This is a genomic window from Streptomyces sp. AC1-42W (assembly GCF_003248355.1).
GTDB lineage: Bacteria > Actinomycetota > Actinomycetes > Streptomycetales > Streptomycetaceae > Streptomyces.
The window spans coordinates 2,185,252-2,200,983 of sequence record NZ_QKWY01000001.1 but is presented as its reverse complement, the minus strand read 5'-3'; the positions used below and the strand labels follow the sequence as shown (position 1 = coordinate 2,200,983).

Sequence of the window (15,732 nt, the reverse complement as noted above, 5' to 3'; positions counted from 1 at the left end):
CATGTCCGACGACCGCTTCACGCTCGGCGGCACCGACTTCACCTCGCGGCTGATCATGGGCACCGGCGGCGCGGCCGGCCTGGACGTCCTGGAACGGTCGCTGACCGCGTCGGGCACCGAGCTGACCACCGTCGCGATGCGCCGCCTGGACCCGACCGTGCGGGGTTCCGTGCTCTCGGTCCTGGAGAAGCTGTCCGTCCGGGTGCTGCCGAACACCGCCGGCTGCTACACCGCGGGCGAGGCCGTGCTCACCGCCCGGCTGGCCCGCGAGGCGCTGGGCACCGACTGGGTGAAGCTGGAGGTGGTGGCCGACGAGCGCACCCTGCTGCCCGACCCGGTCGAGCTCCTGGACGCCGCCGAGATCCTGGTGGACGACGGTTTCACCGTGCTGCCGTACACCAGCGACGACCCGGTGCTGGCCCGGAAGCTGGAGGACGTGGGGTGCGCGGCGGTCATGCCGCTCGGCTCCCCCATCGGCTCCGGCCTGGGCATCCGCAACCCGCACAACTTCCAGCTGATCACCGAGCGGGCGGGCGTGCCGGTGATCCTGGACGCGGGCGCCGGTACGGCGTCGGACGCCGCGCTCGCGATGGAGCTGGGCTGTTCGGCGGTGATGCTCGCCTCGGCGGTGACCCGTGCCCAGGAGCCGGAGCTGATGGCCGCCGCGATGCGCCACGCGGTGGAGGCCGGGCGTCTCGCGTACCGGGCGGGGCGCATCCCGCGCCGCCATTTCGCCGAGGCGTCGTCGCCGGCGGACGGGCGTGCGGCGCTCGATCCGGAGCGCCCGGCGTTCTGATCCCGGGACGCGGCGGGGGCCCGGTCCGGGCCGCCGTCCACCCCGGCCCTGTCACGGCTCGGCTTCAGTCCTGCGCCGGGTTCGCTCCGCGGCGGCGGGCCTGTCCGCGGCGGCTCGTAGACTCGCATGGTGGATACGACCCTCCAGGACCCCCTCGTCGGGCAGCTGCTCGACGGCCGCTACCGCGTCGATGCCCGCATCGCCGTGGGCGGCATGGCCACGGTCTACCGGGCCATGGACACCCGGCTCGACCGGCTGCTCGCCCTCAAGGTGATGCATCCGGCCCTCGCGACCGACGCCTCGTTCGTCGAGCGCTTCATCCGCGAGGCCAAGTCGGTGGCGCGTCTCGACCACCCCAACGTGGTCGGGGTCTTCGACCAGGGCGCGCAGGGTCAGTACGTCTACCTGGCGATGGAGTACGTCGCCGGGTGCACGCTGCGCGATGTGCTGAGCGAGCGCGGGGCGCTGCGGCCCAGGGCCGCGCTGGACATCCTGGAGTCGGTGCTCGCCGCCCTCGGCGCGGCGCACCGGGCGGGCTTCGTGCACCGCGACATGAAGCCGGAGAACGTGCTGATCGGGGACGACGGCCGGGTCAAGGTCGCCGACTTCGGCCTGGTCCGGGCCGTGGACGCGGTGACCAGCACCACCGGCACGATCCTCGGCACCGTCTCGTACCTCGCCCCCGAGCAGATCGAGCACGGCGCGGCCGACACCCGCACCGACGTGTACGCGTGCGGGGTCGTGCTGTACGAGATGCTGACCGGCGACAAGCCGCGCGACGGGGAGTCCCCCGCCCAGGTCATCTACCGGCATCTGCACGAGGACGTGCCGCCGCCGTCCGACGCGGTCCCCGGTCTCGCGCCGGAGCTGGACGCGCTGGTGGCGGGCGCCACCGCCCGCGATCCGGAGGCCCGCCCGTTCGACGCGGTGGCGCTGCTCGCCGAGGCCCGCCGGGCGCGCGCCGCGCTCACGGACGAGCAGCTCGACGCCGTACCGCCGCGCGCCCTGGAGGAGCGGCAGCCGGGGCCGGACGGCGGGGACGTGGAGCGCACCGACGCCCGGACGACGGTGATCCCGCGCGTACTGCCGCAGGACCTGGGCACCGCCCACCACACCAGTCGGCTGGAGATGCCGCCCCCGGAGCAGCCGCCGCCGCCCCGGCGGGGCGGGCTGTGGGGCGGGCTGCGCGGCGGGCCCCGGCGCGGGCTGATCGCGGCGGTCCTCGCGGTGCTGCTGGTGCTGGGCGTCGGCGGCGGGGTCTGGTACATCAACTCCGGGCAGTTCACGAAGGTCCCCTCGCTGCTGGGCCAGACCGAGAAGTCGGCCAGGAAGCGGCTCTCGGACGCCGGGCTGGAGCTGAAGGGCGTCGAGCGCGCCTTCAGCGACACCGTCGCCCGGGGCACGGTGATCGGCAGCCACCCCGATTCCGGCGCCCGGATCAGGCACAACGACGGGGTCTCGCTGGTCGTCTCGCGCGGGCCCGAGATCGTCGAGGTGCCGGATGTGGCGGGCGCCTCGCTCGCCGACGCCAGGCGGAAGCTGACGAAGGCGGGCCTGCTCCCCGGCATGGTCACCAAGGAGTTCAGCGAGGACGTGGCGGCCGGCGAGGTGGTGCGCACGAAGCCCGCGGCGGGCACCGAGCGCCACGCGGACTCCGCGGTCGCGATCGTGGTGTCCAAGGGCAGCCCCGTCGACGTCCCCGACGTCACCGGGCTCTCCGTCGAGGACGCCACGGAGGCGCTGGCCGACGAGGGGCTCAAGGCGGAGGTGAAGCCCGGCCGGGTGCACTCGCCGCAGGAGGCGGGGGACATCGCGCACCAGTCGCCGGGCGAGGGCGCGGTGGCGGCCGAGGGCGACACGATCACGCTGACGGTGTCCTCCGGCCCCCGCATGATCGACGTGCCGGACGTCGTCGGCGACAACGTGGACGACGCGAGCGAGGAGCTGGAGGCGGCGGGCTTCGAGGTCGAGGTCGACCGGGGCTTCCTCTCCTTCAGCGACAAGGTCGCGAGCCAGTCCGTGAAGGGCGGCGACCGGGCCCCCGAGGGCAGCACCATCACCATCAAGACCAAGGGACTGTAGAGATCCGTATGCGCAACCCCGTCGGCGGACACGTTCCGGTGGCCGGCGGCCTCGCCAAGGTCGGCCTCCCCTACGCCCGCGAGATGGGCGCCGAGGCCGTCCAGGTCTTCGTCGCCAACCCGCGCGGCTGGGCGACCCCGGCCGGCAGCCCGGCGCAGGACGAGCTGTTCCGGGCGCAGTGCGCCGCCGAGTCGATACCGGCGTATGTGCACGCCCCGTATCTGATCAATTTCGGCTCGCACACCCCGGCGACCGTGGAGCGGTCCGTGGAGTCGCTGCGCCACTCGCTGCGCCGGGCCCGCGCGATCGGCGCCCTGGGCGTCGTCGTGCACACCGGTTCGGCGACCGGGGGGCGGCCCCGCGAGGAGGCGCTGGCGCAGGTGCGGACCCATATGCGGCCGCTGCTGGACGAGCTGACGCACGAGGACGACCCGTTCCTGCTGCTGGAGTCCACGGCCGGGCAGGGCTCCTCGCTCTGCTCCCGGACCTGGGACTTCGGGCCGTACTTCGACGCGCTGGACGCCCACCCGAAGCTCGGGGTCTGTTTGGACACCTGCCACATCTTCGCGGCCGGGCACGACCTGGCCGGGCCCGGCGGCATGAAGGAGACCCTCGACCTGCTGGTGGAGACGGTCGGCGAGGACCGGCTGAAGCTCATCCACGCCAATGACTCCAAGGACGTCTCCGGCGCGCACAAGGACCGGCACGAGAACATCGGCGCGGGTCACATCGGCGCGGAGCCGTTCCGCGAGCTGTTCGCGCACCCGGCGACGCGGGGCGTGCCGCTGGTCATCGAGACGCCGGGCGGCAAGGAGGGCCATGCGGCGGACGTGGCCCGGCTCCAGGCGCTGCGGGACGGGGCTGATCAGAGCTCGGGGCCCTCGCCGGGCTCCTCCTGGTAGGAGTAGCGCTGCTCGCGCCAGGGGTCGCCGATGTTGTGGTAGCCGCGCTCCTCCCAGAAGCCCCGGCGGTCGGCCGTCATGTACTCGATGCCCCGGACCCACTTGGGGCCCTTCCACGCGTACAGATGGGGGACGACGAGGCGGAGCGGGAAGCCGTGCTCGGCGGTGAGGAGTTCGCCGCCCTTGTGGGTGGCGAACAGGGTCCGGTCGGAGAGGAAGTCGTCGAGCCGCAGGTTCGAGCTGAATCCGTATTCGGCCCACACCATCACATGGGTGACCTGAGAGGCGGGCGGGGCGAGCGCGACGACATCGCGGGCGAGCACGCCGCCCCACTCGGCGCCGAGCATGCTGAATTTGGTGACGCAGTGCAGATCTGCGACGACCGAGGAGAACGGCAGCGCCGAGAATTGCTCGTGGTTCCAGCAGTGCTTCTCGCCGTCGGCGGTCGCGCCGAAGACACGGAATTCCCAGCGGTCCGGTTTGAACTTGGGAACCGGCCCGTAGTGGGTCACCGGCCAGCCGCGCTGCAGCCGCTGGCCCGGCGGAAGCTCGGACTGCTCTGACGCGCGGTGTTCCCGGCTTTCCGGCTGACCCATGACTCCATGGTGACAGACAGGCCGGGGTGGTCGTGACCAGGGCGGAGGCGATTCGGGCAACTCATACTAAGCGTGCACTTACTGGACGGTCACCGAGTGCGATGCGAAGATGCCGCCAACGTGCCCGGTTCACCGTTGGAAGGAGCCTTTGCGATGCAGGGCGACCCCGAGGTCATCGAGTTCCTGAATGAACAGCTGACCGCCGAATTGACGGCCATCAACCAGTACTTCCTGCACGCCAAGATGCAGGACAACTTCGGCTGGACCAAGCTCGCGAAATACACGCGCGCCGAGTCCTTCGACGAGATGAAGCACGCGGAGATCCTGACCGACCGCATTCTCTTCCTCGACGGCCTGCCGAACTATCAGCGGCTGTTCCACGTACGGGTGGGCCAGACGGTCACCGAGATGTTCCAGGCCGACCGGCAGGTCGAGGTGGAGGCGATCGACCGTCTCAAGCGCGGTATCGAGCTGATGCGGAACAAGGGCGACATCACCTCGGCGAACATCTTCGAGTCGATCCTCGCCGACGAGGAGCACCACATCGACTACCTCGACACCCAGCTGGACCTGGTCGAGAAGCTCGGGGAGCCGCTGTACATCGCCCAGCTCATCGAGCAGCCGGACAGCTGACCGGCCGGTCGGCTCAGGCGGCTTCGGGGAGTCCGGCGGCGGGCGCCGGGGCGCCGGTGGCGGCGGGCTGCTGCTTGCGGTCGAGCAGATCGCGGCGCGGGCAGGCACCGCGGCCGAGCATCGCCTGGATGGTGCGGACACAGCCGCCGCAGTCCGTCCCCGCCTTGCAGGCCGAGGCGATCTGGCGGGGCGTGCAGGCCCCGGCTGCCGCATGATCCTTGACCTGCTGCTCCGTAACGCCGAAGCACGAGCAGACGTACACGCGGGTTCACCTCCCGGCAGGACGGATCGTGAGCGCCGCCCCGATGATCGGTGAGGCAAACCTAACCTTACCCGTCGCCGGGGGGCGGTGAAAGCCCGGAAACGACCGGTGGGGCACGGATCACATCGATCCGTGCCCCACCGTCGTACGGGAGGTGCGCGCCGTGACCGTTACTGGTCGCGGTACATCTCGGCGACGAGGAAGGCCAGGTCCAGCGACTGGCTGCGGTTGAGCCGGGGGTCGCAGGCCGTCTCGTAGCGCTGGTGGAGGTCGTCCACGAAGATCTCGTGGCCGCCGCCGACGCATTCGGTGACGTCGTCGCCGGTCAGCTCGACGTGGATGCCGCCCGGGTGCGTGCCGAGGCCCTTGTGCACCTCGAAGAAGCCCTTGACCTCGTCCAGCACGTCGTCGAAGCGGCGCGTCTTGTGGCCGGAGGCCGCCTCGAAGGTGTTGCCGTGCATCGGGTCGGTCACCCAGGCCACGGTGGCGCCGGAGGCGGTGACCTTCTCGACCAGCTCGGGCAGCTTGTCGCGGACCTTGTCGGCGCCCATCCGGACGATGAAGGTCAGCCGGCCGGGCTCGCGCTCCGGGTCGAGGCGCTCGATGTAGCCCAGCGCCTCGTCGACCGTGGTGGTCGGGCCGAGCTTGATGCCGATCGGGTTGCGGATACTGGCGGCGAACTCGATGTGCGCGCCGTCCATCTGGCGGGTGCGCTCACCGATCCACACCATGTGGCCCGAGGTGTCGTACAGCTGCCCGGTGCGCGAGTCGGTGCGGGTCAGCGCCGACTCGTAGTCCAGGAGCAGCGCCTCGTGCGACGCGTAGAACTCGACGGCCTTGAACTCCGCCGGGTCGGTGCCGCACGCCTTCATGAAGTTCAGCGCGTTGTCGATCTCGCGGGCCAGGGCCTCGTAGCGCTGGCCGGACGGCGAGGAGCGCACGAAGTCCTGGTTCCAGGCGTGCACCTGGCGCAGGTCGGCGTAGCCGCCGGTGGTGAAGGCGCGCACGAGGTTCAGCGTGGAGGCGGAGGCGTGGTACATCCGCTTGAGGCGGTCCGGGTCCGGGACCCGCTCCTCCTCGGTGAAGGCGAAGCCGTTGACGGAGTCGCCGCGGTAGGTCGGCAGGGTCACGCCGTCGCGGGTCTCGGTCGGCTTGGAGCGCGGCTTGGAGTACTGGCCGGCGATGCGGCCGACCTTGACCACGGGCACCGAGGCCGCGTAGGTCAGGACGGCGCTCATCTGCAGGAGCGTCTTCAGCTTGGCCCGGATGTGGTCGGCGGACACGGCGTCGAAGGCCTCGGCACAGTCGCCGCCCTGCAACAGGAACGCCTCGCCCTTGGCGACGGATCCCATACGGGCACGCAGCTGATCGCACTCGCCCGCGAAGACGAGCGGGGGATACGACGCGAGGTCCGCGACGACATCGCGCAGGGCCTCGGAGTCGGGGTACTCGGGCTGCTGCGCCGCGGGAAGGTCTCGCCAGGTGTTGCCACCGGCGACGGAGGTATTGGCGTTCACGGTCACGGGCCCCACATTACGGGGTCGGGTCCACTCATTTTCCGGTTGCTCAGTGACTGAGACAGACATCTCGCGGACAGTCGGTGCCGGGAGTGTCCGTACCGCCTGCTAGCCTCACGTCTTTCAGCGTTGAACAAGTGGACAACGAGGGTGGGCACTTGAAGCGGAATCACCGTAGGGATCTCAAGAAGAGACGGCTGCTCATCAGCGCCGGCGCGGCCGTGGTCGCGACCGCGACGATCGGCACCCTGGCCGTCGCGGCGCAGGGCCCGGACGCCTCGGACGCCGCGCCCGCCTCGCCGTCCGCCGTGCTGCAGTCCCAGTTCGAGGACGCGGCCCGCGAGTTCGACGTGCCGCAGAGCGTTTTGATGGCGGTCTCCTTCCGGCAGACCCGGTGGGAGAGCCACGACGGCGCGCCCAGCACCAGCGGCGCGTACAACGTGATGGGGCTGACCAGTGTGTCGCCCGGGGACGTGGAGCAGCCGGACGACAAGGAACGTCTGGCGCACATGAACATGAGCGGCCGGCCGGAGATCGAGAAGACCTTCGACCGCGCCAAGGCGCTGCGCGCGATCCCGAAGAAGACGGTCGACACCTCCGACCCCCGGCTGCACACGCTGGAGAAGGCCGCCGAGCTGATCGGCACGGACGCCTCGGCGGTCCGCGAGGACACCGGGGACAGCATCCGCGCGGGCGCGGCCCTGCTCGCCGAGTACCAGCGCGAGGCCAAGGGCTCCCTGTCGGAGGACGCCTCCCAGTGGTACCCGGCGGTGGCGCGCTACAGCCAGTCGCCGGACCGGAAGGGCGCCGACCTCTTCGCGAAGCGCGTCTTCGAGTCGATCCGCACGGGCGAGAAGGCCCTCACCCAGGACGGCCAGCAGGTCTCGCTGCCGGCCGCCCCCGCCGTCAAGCCGGTCAAGCCGGCCAAGGTGCCGCTCGCCGCGAGCTTCGCGAGCACCGCCGCGACGCCCACCCCGGAGTGCCCGTCCGGCCTGAACTGCGACTTCGTCCCGGCCAGGACGTCGAGCACCGGCAAGCGCGGCTACACCCCCGCGGTGCGGCCCGACAAGGGCGTCGACATCCGCCGGATCGTGATCCACGACACGGAGGGCGACTACGCCAGCTCGCTGGCCACGCTCACCAACCCGGACACGGCCGCCAGCGCCCACTACCTGGTCCGCGCCTCGGACGGTCTGGTCACCCAGATGGTCGAGAACAAGGACCTGGCGTGGCACGCGGGCAACTGGACCCTCAACATGCACACCATCGGTGTGGAGCACGAGGGCTACGCCATCCGGGACGGCAAGTGGTACACGGAACCGCAGTACGAGTCCTCCGCGGCCCTGGTGAAGTTCCTGGCGGACAAGTACGGCATCCCGCTCGACCGTGAGCACATCGTCGGCCACGACGAGGTGCCCGTGCAGCTGGACCGGAACATCTCCGGGACGCACTGGGACGCGGGCCCGTTCTGGGACTGGAACCACTACATGGGCCTGCTCGGGGCCCCGACGGGCGCCGAGGGCGCCGGCGGTCCGGTCGAGGCCGGCCAGCTGGTGCGCGTGGTGCCGCCGTTCACCACGGCCAACCAGCCGAAGCTGACGTACGGCACCAAGGCGGTCGCCGCCCGGCCGGCGAACTTCGGCTACCTGTACACCTCGCCGTCCACCGGCGCCACCACGCTGAGCGACCCGTACTTCACGTCCCTGTGGAGCGAGGGCTCCAACTGGGGCAACAAGGTCCGCGCGGGCGGCACCTATGTGGTGGCCGAGTCGAGGACCAACTGGACGGCGATCTGGTACGCGGGGAAGAAGGCCTGGTTCTACAACCCCGGCGGCCAGTACACCGTGCCGCTGGACGCGGCCCCGCGCGTGGTGAAGGCCAGGGCCGGCGTGACGGTCCGGATCTACGGGCGTTCCTACCCGGAGACCGCGGCCTACGAGGCGGCGGGCCTGGAGGCCCCCACGGACAACCCGGACTACCTGACGAAGTACACCCTGCCCGCGGGCCAGTCCTACGCGCTGGCGGGCGCCGAGGTGAAGGGCGACGACTGGTTCGGTTCGGTCCAGACGGACGTCATCGGTGACACCTCCTACCTGCCGATCCGGTACAACCACCGGCTGGCGTGGGTGAAGGCGAGCGACGTCCAGACCTCCACCAGCGTCGCCCCGGTCTCCGCCACCGACCGGTACAACATGATCGGCCGGGACAGCGCCGGACGCGTCTGGCAGTACCAGGGCACCGGCAGCGCCTCCGCGCCGTACTACCGCCGCTACCAGGTGGGCTACGGCTGGGGAAGCTACACGGCGATCACAGCCATGACGGCGCTGCGCGCGGACGGCACGGGCGACTTCGTGGCCCGCGACAAGGACGGCGTGCTCTGGTACTACCGGGGCAGCGGCAACCCGGACAAGCCGTACCTGGGCCGGCTCCGCATCGGCAGCGGCTGGAACCAGTACACCAGCCTCACCGGCATGCGCGACCTCGACAGCGACGGCAAGCCCGACCTGCTCGCCCTCAACGGCTCCGGCGACATCTACTTCTACAAGGGCACCGGCGACCCGGCACGTCCCTTCGAGCCCAAGGCCAAGATCGGGTACGGCTGGCAGATCTACAACGCGATCGTCTCCACCGGCGACCTCAACGGCGACGGCAAGGCGGACTTCGTGGCCCGCGACAAGTCCGGGGTGCTGTGGATCTACACGGGCACCGGCTCGGCCACCAAGCCGTACGACAAGCGCGTCAAGATCGGTTCGGGCTGGGGCGCGTACAAGCTGCTGCTCGGCCCGAGCGACCTGGACCGTGACGGCCGGGGCGACCTGGTCGGCGTGGACGGCAACGGAGATTTCTGGTTCTACCACTCCACCGGAAGTGTGACCGCTCCGTTCGCGAAGAAGTCGCAGGTCGGAGACGGCTGGCAGATCTACGACACCCTGTTCTAGCCGACCGGCACGCGGTGTTCGCGGGGCCCCTTTCCCGTCCGGACGGACGGGAAAGGGGCCCCGCGCCGTCCGGCGTGGGCTAAGGTACGGGGCATGTTCGCGCACTCGACCCGTAACTGGTGGTGGACCGCTCATCCGGCGGCCCACTGATCGCGCGTACCCACACCGACGCACAGGCCGCCCGAGGGGCGGCCTTTTCCGTGTCCGCGGGCCGTTCCTCCCAGCAGATCCCCAGGGAAGGAACCACACCCCATGAGCATCACGAGCATCACCGGCATCGACCGGCTTCTGGGCGACGACTGCCCTCCGTTCGCCCTGCTCCGCCGGCGCACCCCCGGCCACGACCACGACACCGTCGAGGTGCTGATCGGCCGGGTGCGCGAGGTGGACCGGCTCGCCGAACTCCCGGTCGGCGAGCGGCCCTCACTGGCCCTGGTGCCGTTCCGGCAGATCGCGGAGCGCGGCTTCGACGTCCGCGACGACGGGACACCGCTGTCGGTCCTGGTCGCCGACGAGTCGTACACGATGACCCTGGACGAGGCGCTGGAGCGGCTGCCCCGCCACGAAGTCCGGGTGTCCGACGGGGCGTTCGACGTCGGCGACGAGGAGTACGCCGGAACGGTGCGGCGGGTCATCGAGGACGAGATCGGCCGGGGCGAGGGCGCGAACTTCGTCATCCGGCGGACGTTCCGGGGACGGATCGAGGGGTTCGGCCGGGCGGACGCGCTGGCCCTGTTCCGGCGGCTGCTGGCCGGGGAGCGGGGCGCGTACTGGACGTTCGTGGTCTACACCGGGGACAGGACGCTGGTCGGGGCCAGTCCGGAGGTGCATGTGCGGATGTCCGGCGGCACCGTCGTGATGAATCCGATCAGCGGCACCTACCGCTACCCGGCCGGGGGGCCGACCCCGGAGAGCCTGCTCGCCTTCCTCGGCGACCGCAAGGAGACCGAGGAGCTGTCCATGGTGGTCGACGAGGAACTGAAGATGATGTGCACGGTCGGCGACATGGGCGGGGTGGTGATCGGCCCGCGCCTCAAGGAGATGGCCCATCTGGCGCACACCGAGTACGAGTTGCGCGGACGCTCCTCGCTGGACGTACGGGAGGTGCTGCGGGAGACCATGTTCGCGGCGACCGTCACCGGCTCCCCCGTGCAGAACGCCTGCCGGGTCATCGAACGGTACGAGGACGGCGGGCGCGGCTACTACGCGGGCGCGCTGGCCCTGCTGCGCCGGGAGCCGGACGGTACGCAGACCCTGGACTCGCCGATCCTGATCCGGACCGCCGACATCGACGCCGACGGCACCCTGCGCGTCCCGGTCGGGGCGACGCTGGTGCGCCACTCGGACCCGGCGGGCGAGGTCGCCGAGACCCACGCCAAGGCGGCCGGGGTGCTGGCCGCGCTCGGGGTGCGCCCGGCCCGGCCCGAGGCGGAGCGGGAACGGCCCCGGCTGGCCGACGACCCCCGGGTGCGGGCGGCCCTGGACGCCCGGCGGGACGGGCTCGCCCCGTTCTGGCTGCGGATGCAGGAGCGCACCGCGGACCGGGCGGGCCACGCCCTGGTGGTGGACGGCGAGGACACGTTCACCGCGATGCTCGGGCACCTGCTGCGGGCCGCCGGGCTCGACGTCACCGTGCGCCGGTACGACGAGCCGGGGCTGCGCGAGGCGGTGCGGGCGCACCGGGGGCCGGTGATCCTGGGGCCGGGGCCCGGCAATCCGGGGGACCCGGCGGACCCGAAGATGCGGCTGCTGCGCGGGCTGGCGGCGGAGCTGGTCCGGGAGCACCGGCACGGGCTCCTCGGAGTGTGCCTGGGCCATGAGCTGATCGCGGCGGAGCTGGGCCTGGAGATCGCCCGCAAGGCGGTGCCGTACCAGGGCGCGCAGACCGCGATCGACCTGTTCGGGACCCCGGAGACGGTGGGCTTCTACAACAGCTTCACCGCCCGCTGCGACGACGCGGGGGCGGCCGGGCTGGCGGCGCGCGGGATCGAGGCGAGCCGGGACGCGGCGACCGGGGAGCTGCACGCGCTGCGCGGGGCGGGCTTCGCCTCCGTGCAGTTCCACCCGGAGTCGGTGCTGACGCTGCGCGGTTCGGCGATCGTGGCCGAGCTCCTCGCCGGGCTGCCGGTCGTCGGCTGAGCGGCCCGGCCCCGGGGCCGGGCGGGCGGTCAGGCTCCGGGGCGGGCGGGCACCAGGACGTTCTCGCCGGTGCGACCGGCCAGATAGTCGTCCACGTTCGCGACGGTGGCGTCGATGATCTGGCCGACCGCGTCGCGGGTGTAGTACGCCTGGTGCGAGGTGACGATGACGTTCGGGAAGGTGACGAGCCGGGCCAGGGTGTCGTCGTCCACGCCCTCCAGGGACTTGTCCAGGAAGAACAGCCCGGCCTCCGCCTCGTACACGTCGAGTCCGACGCCCAGGAAGCGGCCCGCGCGCAGTTCGCCGACCAGGGCGGAGGTGTCGACCAGGCCGCCCCGGCTGGAGTTGACGAGGATCGCGTCGTCCTTCATCAGGGCGAGGGCGTCCTTGTCGATGAGGTGGTGGGTGGACGGCAGCAGCGGTACGTGCAGGCTGATCACGTCGGCCTCGGCGAGCAGCCGCTCCTTGTCGACGTAGCGCATGCCCAGCTCGGCGCAGGCCGGGTTCTCGGTGACGTCCCAGCCGAGCAGCCTCATGCCGAAGCCGTGGGCGATCCGGGTGAACGCCTCGCCGATCTTGCCGGTGCCGATGACGCCGACGGTGCGGCCGTGCATGTCGCGGCCGAGGAGCCCGTCGAGGCGGAAGTCGAAGTCGCGGGTACGGCCGGCCGCCCGGATCACCCGGCGGTTGACCGCCATGGCGAGGGTCCAGGCGAACTCCGCGACGGAGTACGGCGAGTAGTACGAGACCCGCGCGACGCGCAGGCCCAGGCGCTCGGCGACGTCCAGGTCGATGTTGTTGAAGCCGGTGGAGCGCTGGGCGATCAGCTGGGTGCCGCCGGTCGCCAGGGTCTGCAGGACACCGCCGCTCAGGTCGGCGTTGACGCTGGTGGAGATGACCTCGTAGCCGGCGGCGATGGGGGCGGTGTCCCGGTTGAGGAAGACGTCCAGGCAGCGGACCTCGTGCTTTCCGGCGAAGGCCGCCTCGATCAGCGGCTTCTCGTCGGACTGCACTCCGAAGGCCAGGATCTCCACGACGACTCCCCTGCTGTGTGCGGCCGGTCATCGCGAATATACGGCCGGGGGCGCCGCCGCGCCGCTCGGGCCCGGTCCGGACGGCCGGCCCTACACGTCGTCGAGGCCGCGCTCTATGGCGTACCGCACCAGCTCGACCCTGTTGTGCAGCTGGAGCTTGCCCAGGGTGTTCTGGACGTGGTTCTGCACAGTGCGGTGCGAGATGACGAGCCGTTCGGCGATCTGCTTGTACGAGAGCCCCTTGGCCACCAGGCGCAGCACCTCGGTCTCCCGGTCGGTCAGCTCCGGCGCCTTCGGCTCGTCGGAGGCGGCCGGGGCGGGCTCTGAGGCCAGCCTGCGGTACTCGCCGAGCACCAGTCCGGCCAGGCCGGGGGTGAAGACGGCGTCGCCCGCGGCGGTGCGGCGGACGGCGTCCGTCAGCTCCCGGGTGCTCGCCGACTTCATCAGATAGCCGGTGGCGCCGGACTTGACGGCCTCCAGGACGTCGGCGTGCTCTCCGCTGGCGGAGAGCACCAGCACCCTGAGCCCCGGCTGGGTGCCCACGAGTTCCTTGCAGACCTGTACGCCGGGCATGCCGGGCAGGTTGAGGTCGAGGACCAGGACGTCCGGGGTGACGGCCCCGGCGCGGCGGACGGCCTGCGGTCCGTCGCCCGCGGTCGCCACCACGTCGAAGCCCGCCTCGGCGAGGTCGCGGGCGACGGCGTCGCGCCACATCGGGTGGTCGTCGACCACCATCACCCTGATCGCCCGCTGCCCGGTGCCCTCTTCGTGTGCCGTGCTCATCCGACCCGACCCGCCTTCCCCCGTGAAATCTTCGGGACCTTCAGTTCGACTTCGGTGCCCTGGCCGGGTACCGAGATCAGTTCCGCCGTGCCGCCGAGGTCGCGCAGCCGGCCGCGGATCGACAGGGCGACGCCGAGCCGCCCCTCCCCCTCGGCCTGGGCGAGCCGCCCCTCGGGAATGCCGGGGCCGTCGTCCCGGACGGTCACGATCACCTCGTCCGGCCAGTCCTCCAGCAGAATCCACGCCTGCGCGTCCGGCCCGGCATGCACCCGGACGTTGTCCAGGGCCGCGCCGACCGCCGCCGCCAGCTCCGCCGCCGCGGCGGTGGGCAGCGGCACCGGGGCACCCGGCTCCGCGAAGCTGATCCGCGCTCCGGCGTGCGGGGCGAGCAGCGTACGCAGATCGGTCTCGCCGCTCCCCCCGTCGCCGCGCTCGTCGTCGTCCACCTCGACGGTCCGTACGACGGCGCCCTCGGAGGCGTCCTCGGAGGTCCGGGTGGGGGGCACCAGGCCGCTGGAGACCAGGGTGCGCAGGGCGACCTCCTGCTCCCCGGCCATCCGGCCCAGCTCGGCCGCCTCGCCGCCGAGCGCGGCGCCGCGCCGCTGCACCATCGCCAGGACCTGGAGGACGCTGTCGTGGATGTCGCGGGCCAGCCGTTCCCGTTCGCGGGTGGCGGCCTCGATCTCCAGGGCGCGGGCGAGGGTGCGCTCACTGGCGCGGGCGACCTCGACGACGTAGCCGATGGCGATGGAGGCGACCCAGACCAGCATCACGTTGTGCAGGGTGTCGCGGCTGGGCTCGCCGCGCTCGATGAGGTTGACGACGGCGACCAGGCTGGAGGCGAAGCCGGCCCAGCGCCAGCCGCCCTTGATCGCGAAGGCCAGAACGGAGCCCGCGGTCCAGATCGACGGCAGGGTCGATCCGTCCGCCTCCTGCGCCTGGACGTCGGCGAGCGGGGTGATGAGTATGCCGGTCATCGCGATGGCGAGGTCGATGCCGAGGAAGCCCCTGGTGCAGGCGGCGGCACTGGCCACCTTCGGCAGTGTGGCGAGCGTCCAGACGGTGAGCAGCGCGAGGAAGCCGATGGCGATCCAGGGCCGCTCGTACTCGTGCCGGGCGAAGACGGCGAGCAGCACCGCGTAGACCATCGTCAGGACGCGGTAGCCGCTCAGGGCGCGCCACAGCGGCTGCTCCACCGACATCCGTACCACGCGTACGCGTTTGACCATGCTGTTCTCCCCCGTGCGGTGGACCGCCCGCGCCGCTCAGGCGCCGTCGCCGTCCGCCTCCGTGCCCGCCGGCGTCTTCTTCGCGGCCTCGGCCCGGCGCTTGGCCTCGTCGGCGCTCTGCCGCTTGGCGGCGGTCGCGTAGATGTCGACGTACTCCTGGCCCGAGAGCTTCATGATCTCGTACATCACCTCGTCGGTCACCGAGCGCAGGATGAAGCGGTCGCCGTCCATGCCGTGGTAGCGGCTGAAGTCGAGCGGTGCGCCGATCCGGATGCCGGGGCGCATCAGCTTGGGGACGACCTGGCCGGGCGGCTGGATCTTCTCGGTGTCGATCATCGCGACGGGAATGACCGGGGCCCCGGTGGCCAGCGCGACCCGGGCGAGCCCGCCGGGCTTGCCCCGGTAGAGCCGGCCGTCCGGCGACCGGGTGCCCTCGGGGTAGATGCCGAAGAGGCCGCCGCCCTCGACGACCTGGATGCCCGCCCGGATCGCCGCCTCGCCGGCGCCGCGCGCGCCGGAGCGGTCCACGGGGAGCTGGCCGACGCCCTTGAAGAACGCGGCGGTGAGCTTGCCCTTGACGCCGGGCGCGGTGAAGTACTCGGCCTTCGCGATGAAGGTCACCTTGCGGTCCAGGACGGCGGGCAGGAAGAAGGAGTCCGAGAACGACAGGTGGTTGCTGGCGAGGATCGCGGGCCCGCTCGCGGGGATGTTCTCCAGGCCCTCCACCCACGGCCTGAAGGCAAGCTTCAGCGACCCGCCGATGGCGAACTTCATTGCGCCGTAGATCAACTCGGGTGCCTCCTGTGTGCTGTCCGACAGA

General features: G+C 71.7%; 14 protein-coding genes. 7 read left to right on the top strand and 7 right to left on the bottom strand.

Annotated features, from left to right (window positions below):
- Nucleotide 1 precedes the first annotated feature (1 nt).
- The 3 genes from DNK56_RS10080 to DNK56_RS10070 all read left to right on the top strand — a co-directional run bounded on the left by DNK56_RS10080 (nt 2) and on the right by DNK56_RS10070 (nt 3,780).
- The gene (locus DNK56_RS10080; RefSeq protein WP_111332599.1) at nt 2–796 is read left to right on the top strand and encodes a thiazole synthase; all 795 of its coding nucleotides are present in this window, start codon (nt 2–4) and stop codon (nt 794–796) included.
- Between the two features lie 129 nt (nt 797–925).
- Nucleotides 926–2,878 carry a Stk1 family PASTA domain-containing Ser/Thr kinase gene (gene pknB, locus DNK56_RS10075; protein WP_111335647.1) on the top strand — a complete coding sequence of 651 codons (1,953 nt, stop codon included), beginning with the start codon at nt 926–928 and terminating at the stop codon, nt 2,876–2,878.
- Between the two features lie 8 nt (nt 2,879–2,886).
- Nucleotides 2,887–3,780, top strand: a complete 894-nt coding sequence (locus DNK56_RS10070; RefSeq protein WP_111332596.1) for a deoxyribonuclease IV — start codon at nt 2,887–2,889, stop codon at nt 3,778–3,780.
- On the opposite strand, the gene DNK56_RS10065 is transcribed toward DNK56_RS10070, so the two are convergent.
- Nucleotides 3,744–4,376 carry a sulfite oxidase-like oxidoreductase gene (locus DNK56_RS10065; RefSeq protein ID WP_111332593.1) on the bottom strand — a complete coding sequence of 211 codons (633 nt, stop codon included), beginning with the start codon at nt 4,374–4,376 and terminating at the stop codon, nt 3,744–3,746. The genes DNK56_RS10070 and DNK56_RS10065 overlap by 37 nt on opposite strands.
- Nucleotides 4,377–4,529: 153 nt before the next feature.
- Here DNK56_RS10065 and bfr point away from each other — a divergent pair, with 153 nt between their 5' ends.
- Nucleotides 4,530–5,009, top strand: a complete 480-nt coding sequence (gene bfr / locus DNK56_RS10060) for a bacterioferritin (protein ID WP_111332591.1) — start codon at nt 4,530–4,532, stop codon at nt 5,007–5,009.
- Between the two features lie 13 nt (nt 5,010–5,022).
- On the opposite strand, the gene DNK56_RS10055 is transcribed toward bfr, so the two are convergent.
- Nucleotides 5,023–5,271 (bottom strand): (2Fe-2S)-binding protein, encoded by a 249-nt coding sequence (locus tag DNK56_RS10055; RefSeq protein ID WP_111332589.1) that lies wholly within the window; start codon nt 5,269–5,271, stop codon nt 5,023–5,025.
- Between the two features lie 170 nt (nt 5,272–5,441).
- The gene (locus DNK56_RS10050) at nt 5,442–6,788 is read right to left on the bottom strand and encodes a class II 3-deoxy-7-phosphoheptulonate synthase (RefSeq protein ID WP_199563848.1); all 1,347 of its coding nucleotides are present in this window, start codon (nt 6,786–6,788) and stop codon (nt 5,442–5,444) included.
- A gap of 158 nt (nt 6,789–6,946) precedes the next feature.
- Here DNK56_RS10050 and DNK56_RS10045 point away from each other — a divergent pair, with 158 nt between their 5' ends.
- The 3 genes from DNK56_RS10045 to DNK56_RS10035 all read left to right on the top strand — a co-directional run bounded on the left by DNK56_RS10045 (nt 6,947) and on the right by DNK56_RS10035 (nt 11,866).
- Nucleotides 6,947–9,727, top strand: a complete 2,781-nt coding sequence (locus DNK56_RS10045) for an N-acetylmuramoyl-L-alanine amidase (protein ID WP_199563802.1) — start codon at nt 6,947–6,949, stop codon at nt 9,725–9,727.
- Between the two features lie 93 nt (nt 9,728–9,820).
- The gene (locus DNK56_RS36670) at nt 9,821–9,877 is read left to right on the top strand and encodes a trp operon leader peptide (protein WP_073735655.1); all 57 of its coding nucleotides are present in this window, start codon (nt 9,821–9,823) and stop codon (nt 9,875–9,877) included.
- 102 nt (nt 9,878–9,979) lie between these two features.
- On the top strand, nt 9,980–11,866 hold the full coding sequence (locus DNK56_RS10035; RefSeq protein ID WP_111332584.1) for an anthranilate synthase family protein: 1,887 nt from the start codon (nt 9,980–9,982) through the stop codon (nt 11,864–11,866).
- 29 nt (nt 11,867–11,895) lie between these two features.
- Here the strand turns inward: DNK56_RS10035 and DNK56_RS10030 are convergent, their stop codons facing one another.
- The 4 genes from DNK56_RS10030 to DNK56_RS10015 form a co-directional block, all read right to left on the bottom strand.
- Nucleotides 11,896–12,900 carry a 2-hydroxyacid dehydrogenase gene (locus tag DNK56_RS10030; protein WP_111332582.1) on the bottom strand — a complete coding sequence of 335 codons (1,005 nt, stop codon included), beginning with the start codon at nt 12,898–12,900 and terminating at the stop codon, nt 11,896–11,898.
- Nucleotides 12,901–12,990: 90 nt separating this feature from the next.
- Complete coding sequence (locus DNK56_RS10025; protein WP_111332580.1) at nt 12,991–13,683, bottom strand: response regulator; 693 nt, start codon at nt 13,681–13,683, stop codon at nt 12,991–12,993.
- Nucleotides 13,680–14,912, bottom strand: coding sequence for a MacS family sensor histidine kinase (gene macS, locus DNK56_RS10020; protein ID WP_111332577.1), 1,233 nt, complete (start codon nt 14,910–14,912; stop codon nt 13,680–13,682). The genes DNK56_RS10025 and macS overlap by 4 nt, the downstream gene beginning before the upstream one ends.
- Nucleotides 14,913–14,948: 36 nt before the next feature.
- Entirely contained in the window at nt 14,949–15,686 is a 738-nt protein-coding gene (locus tag DNK56_RS10015; RefSeq protein ID WP_111332574.1) for a lysophospholipid acyltransferase family protein, read from the bottom strand.
- Between the last annotated feature and the right edge of the window lie 46 nt (nt 15,687–15,732).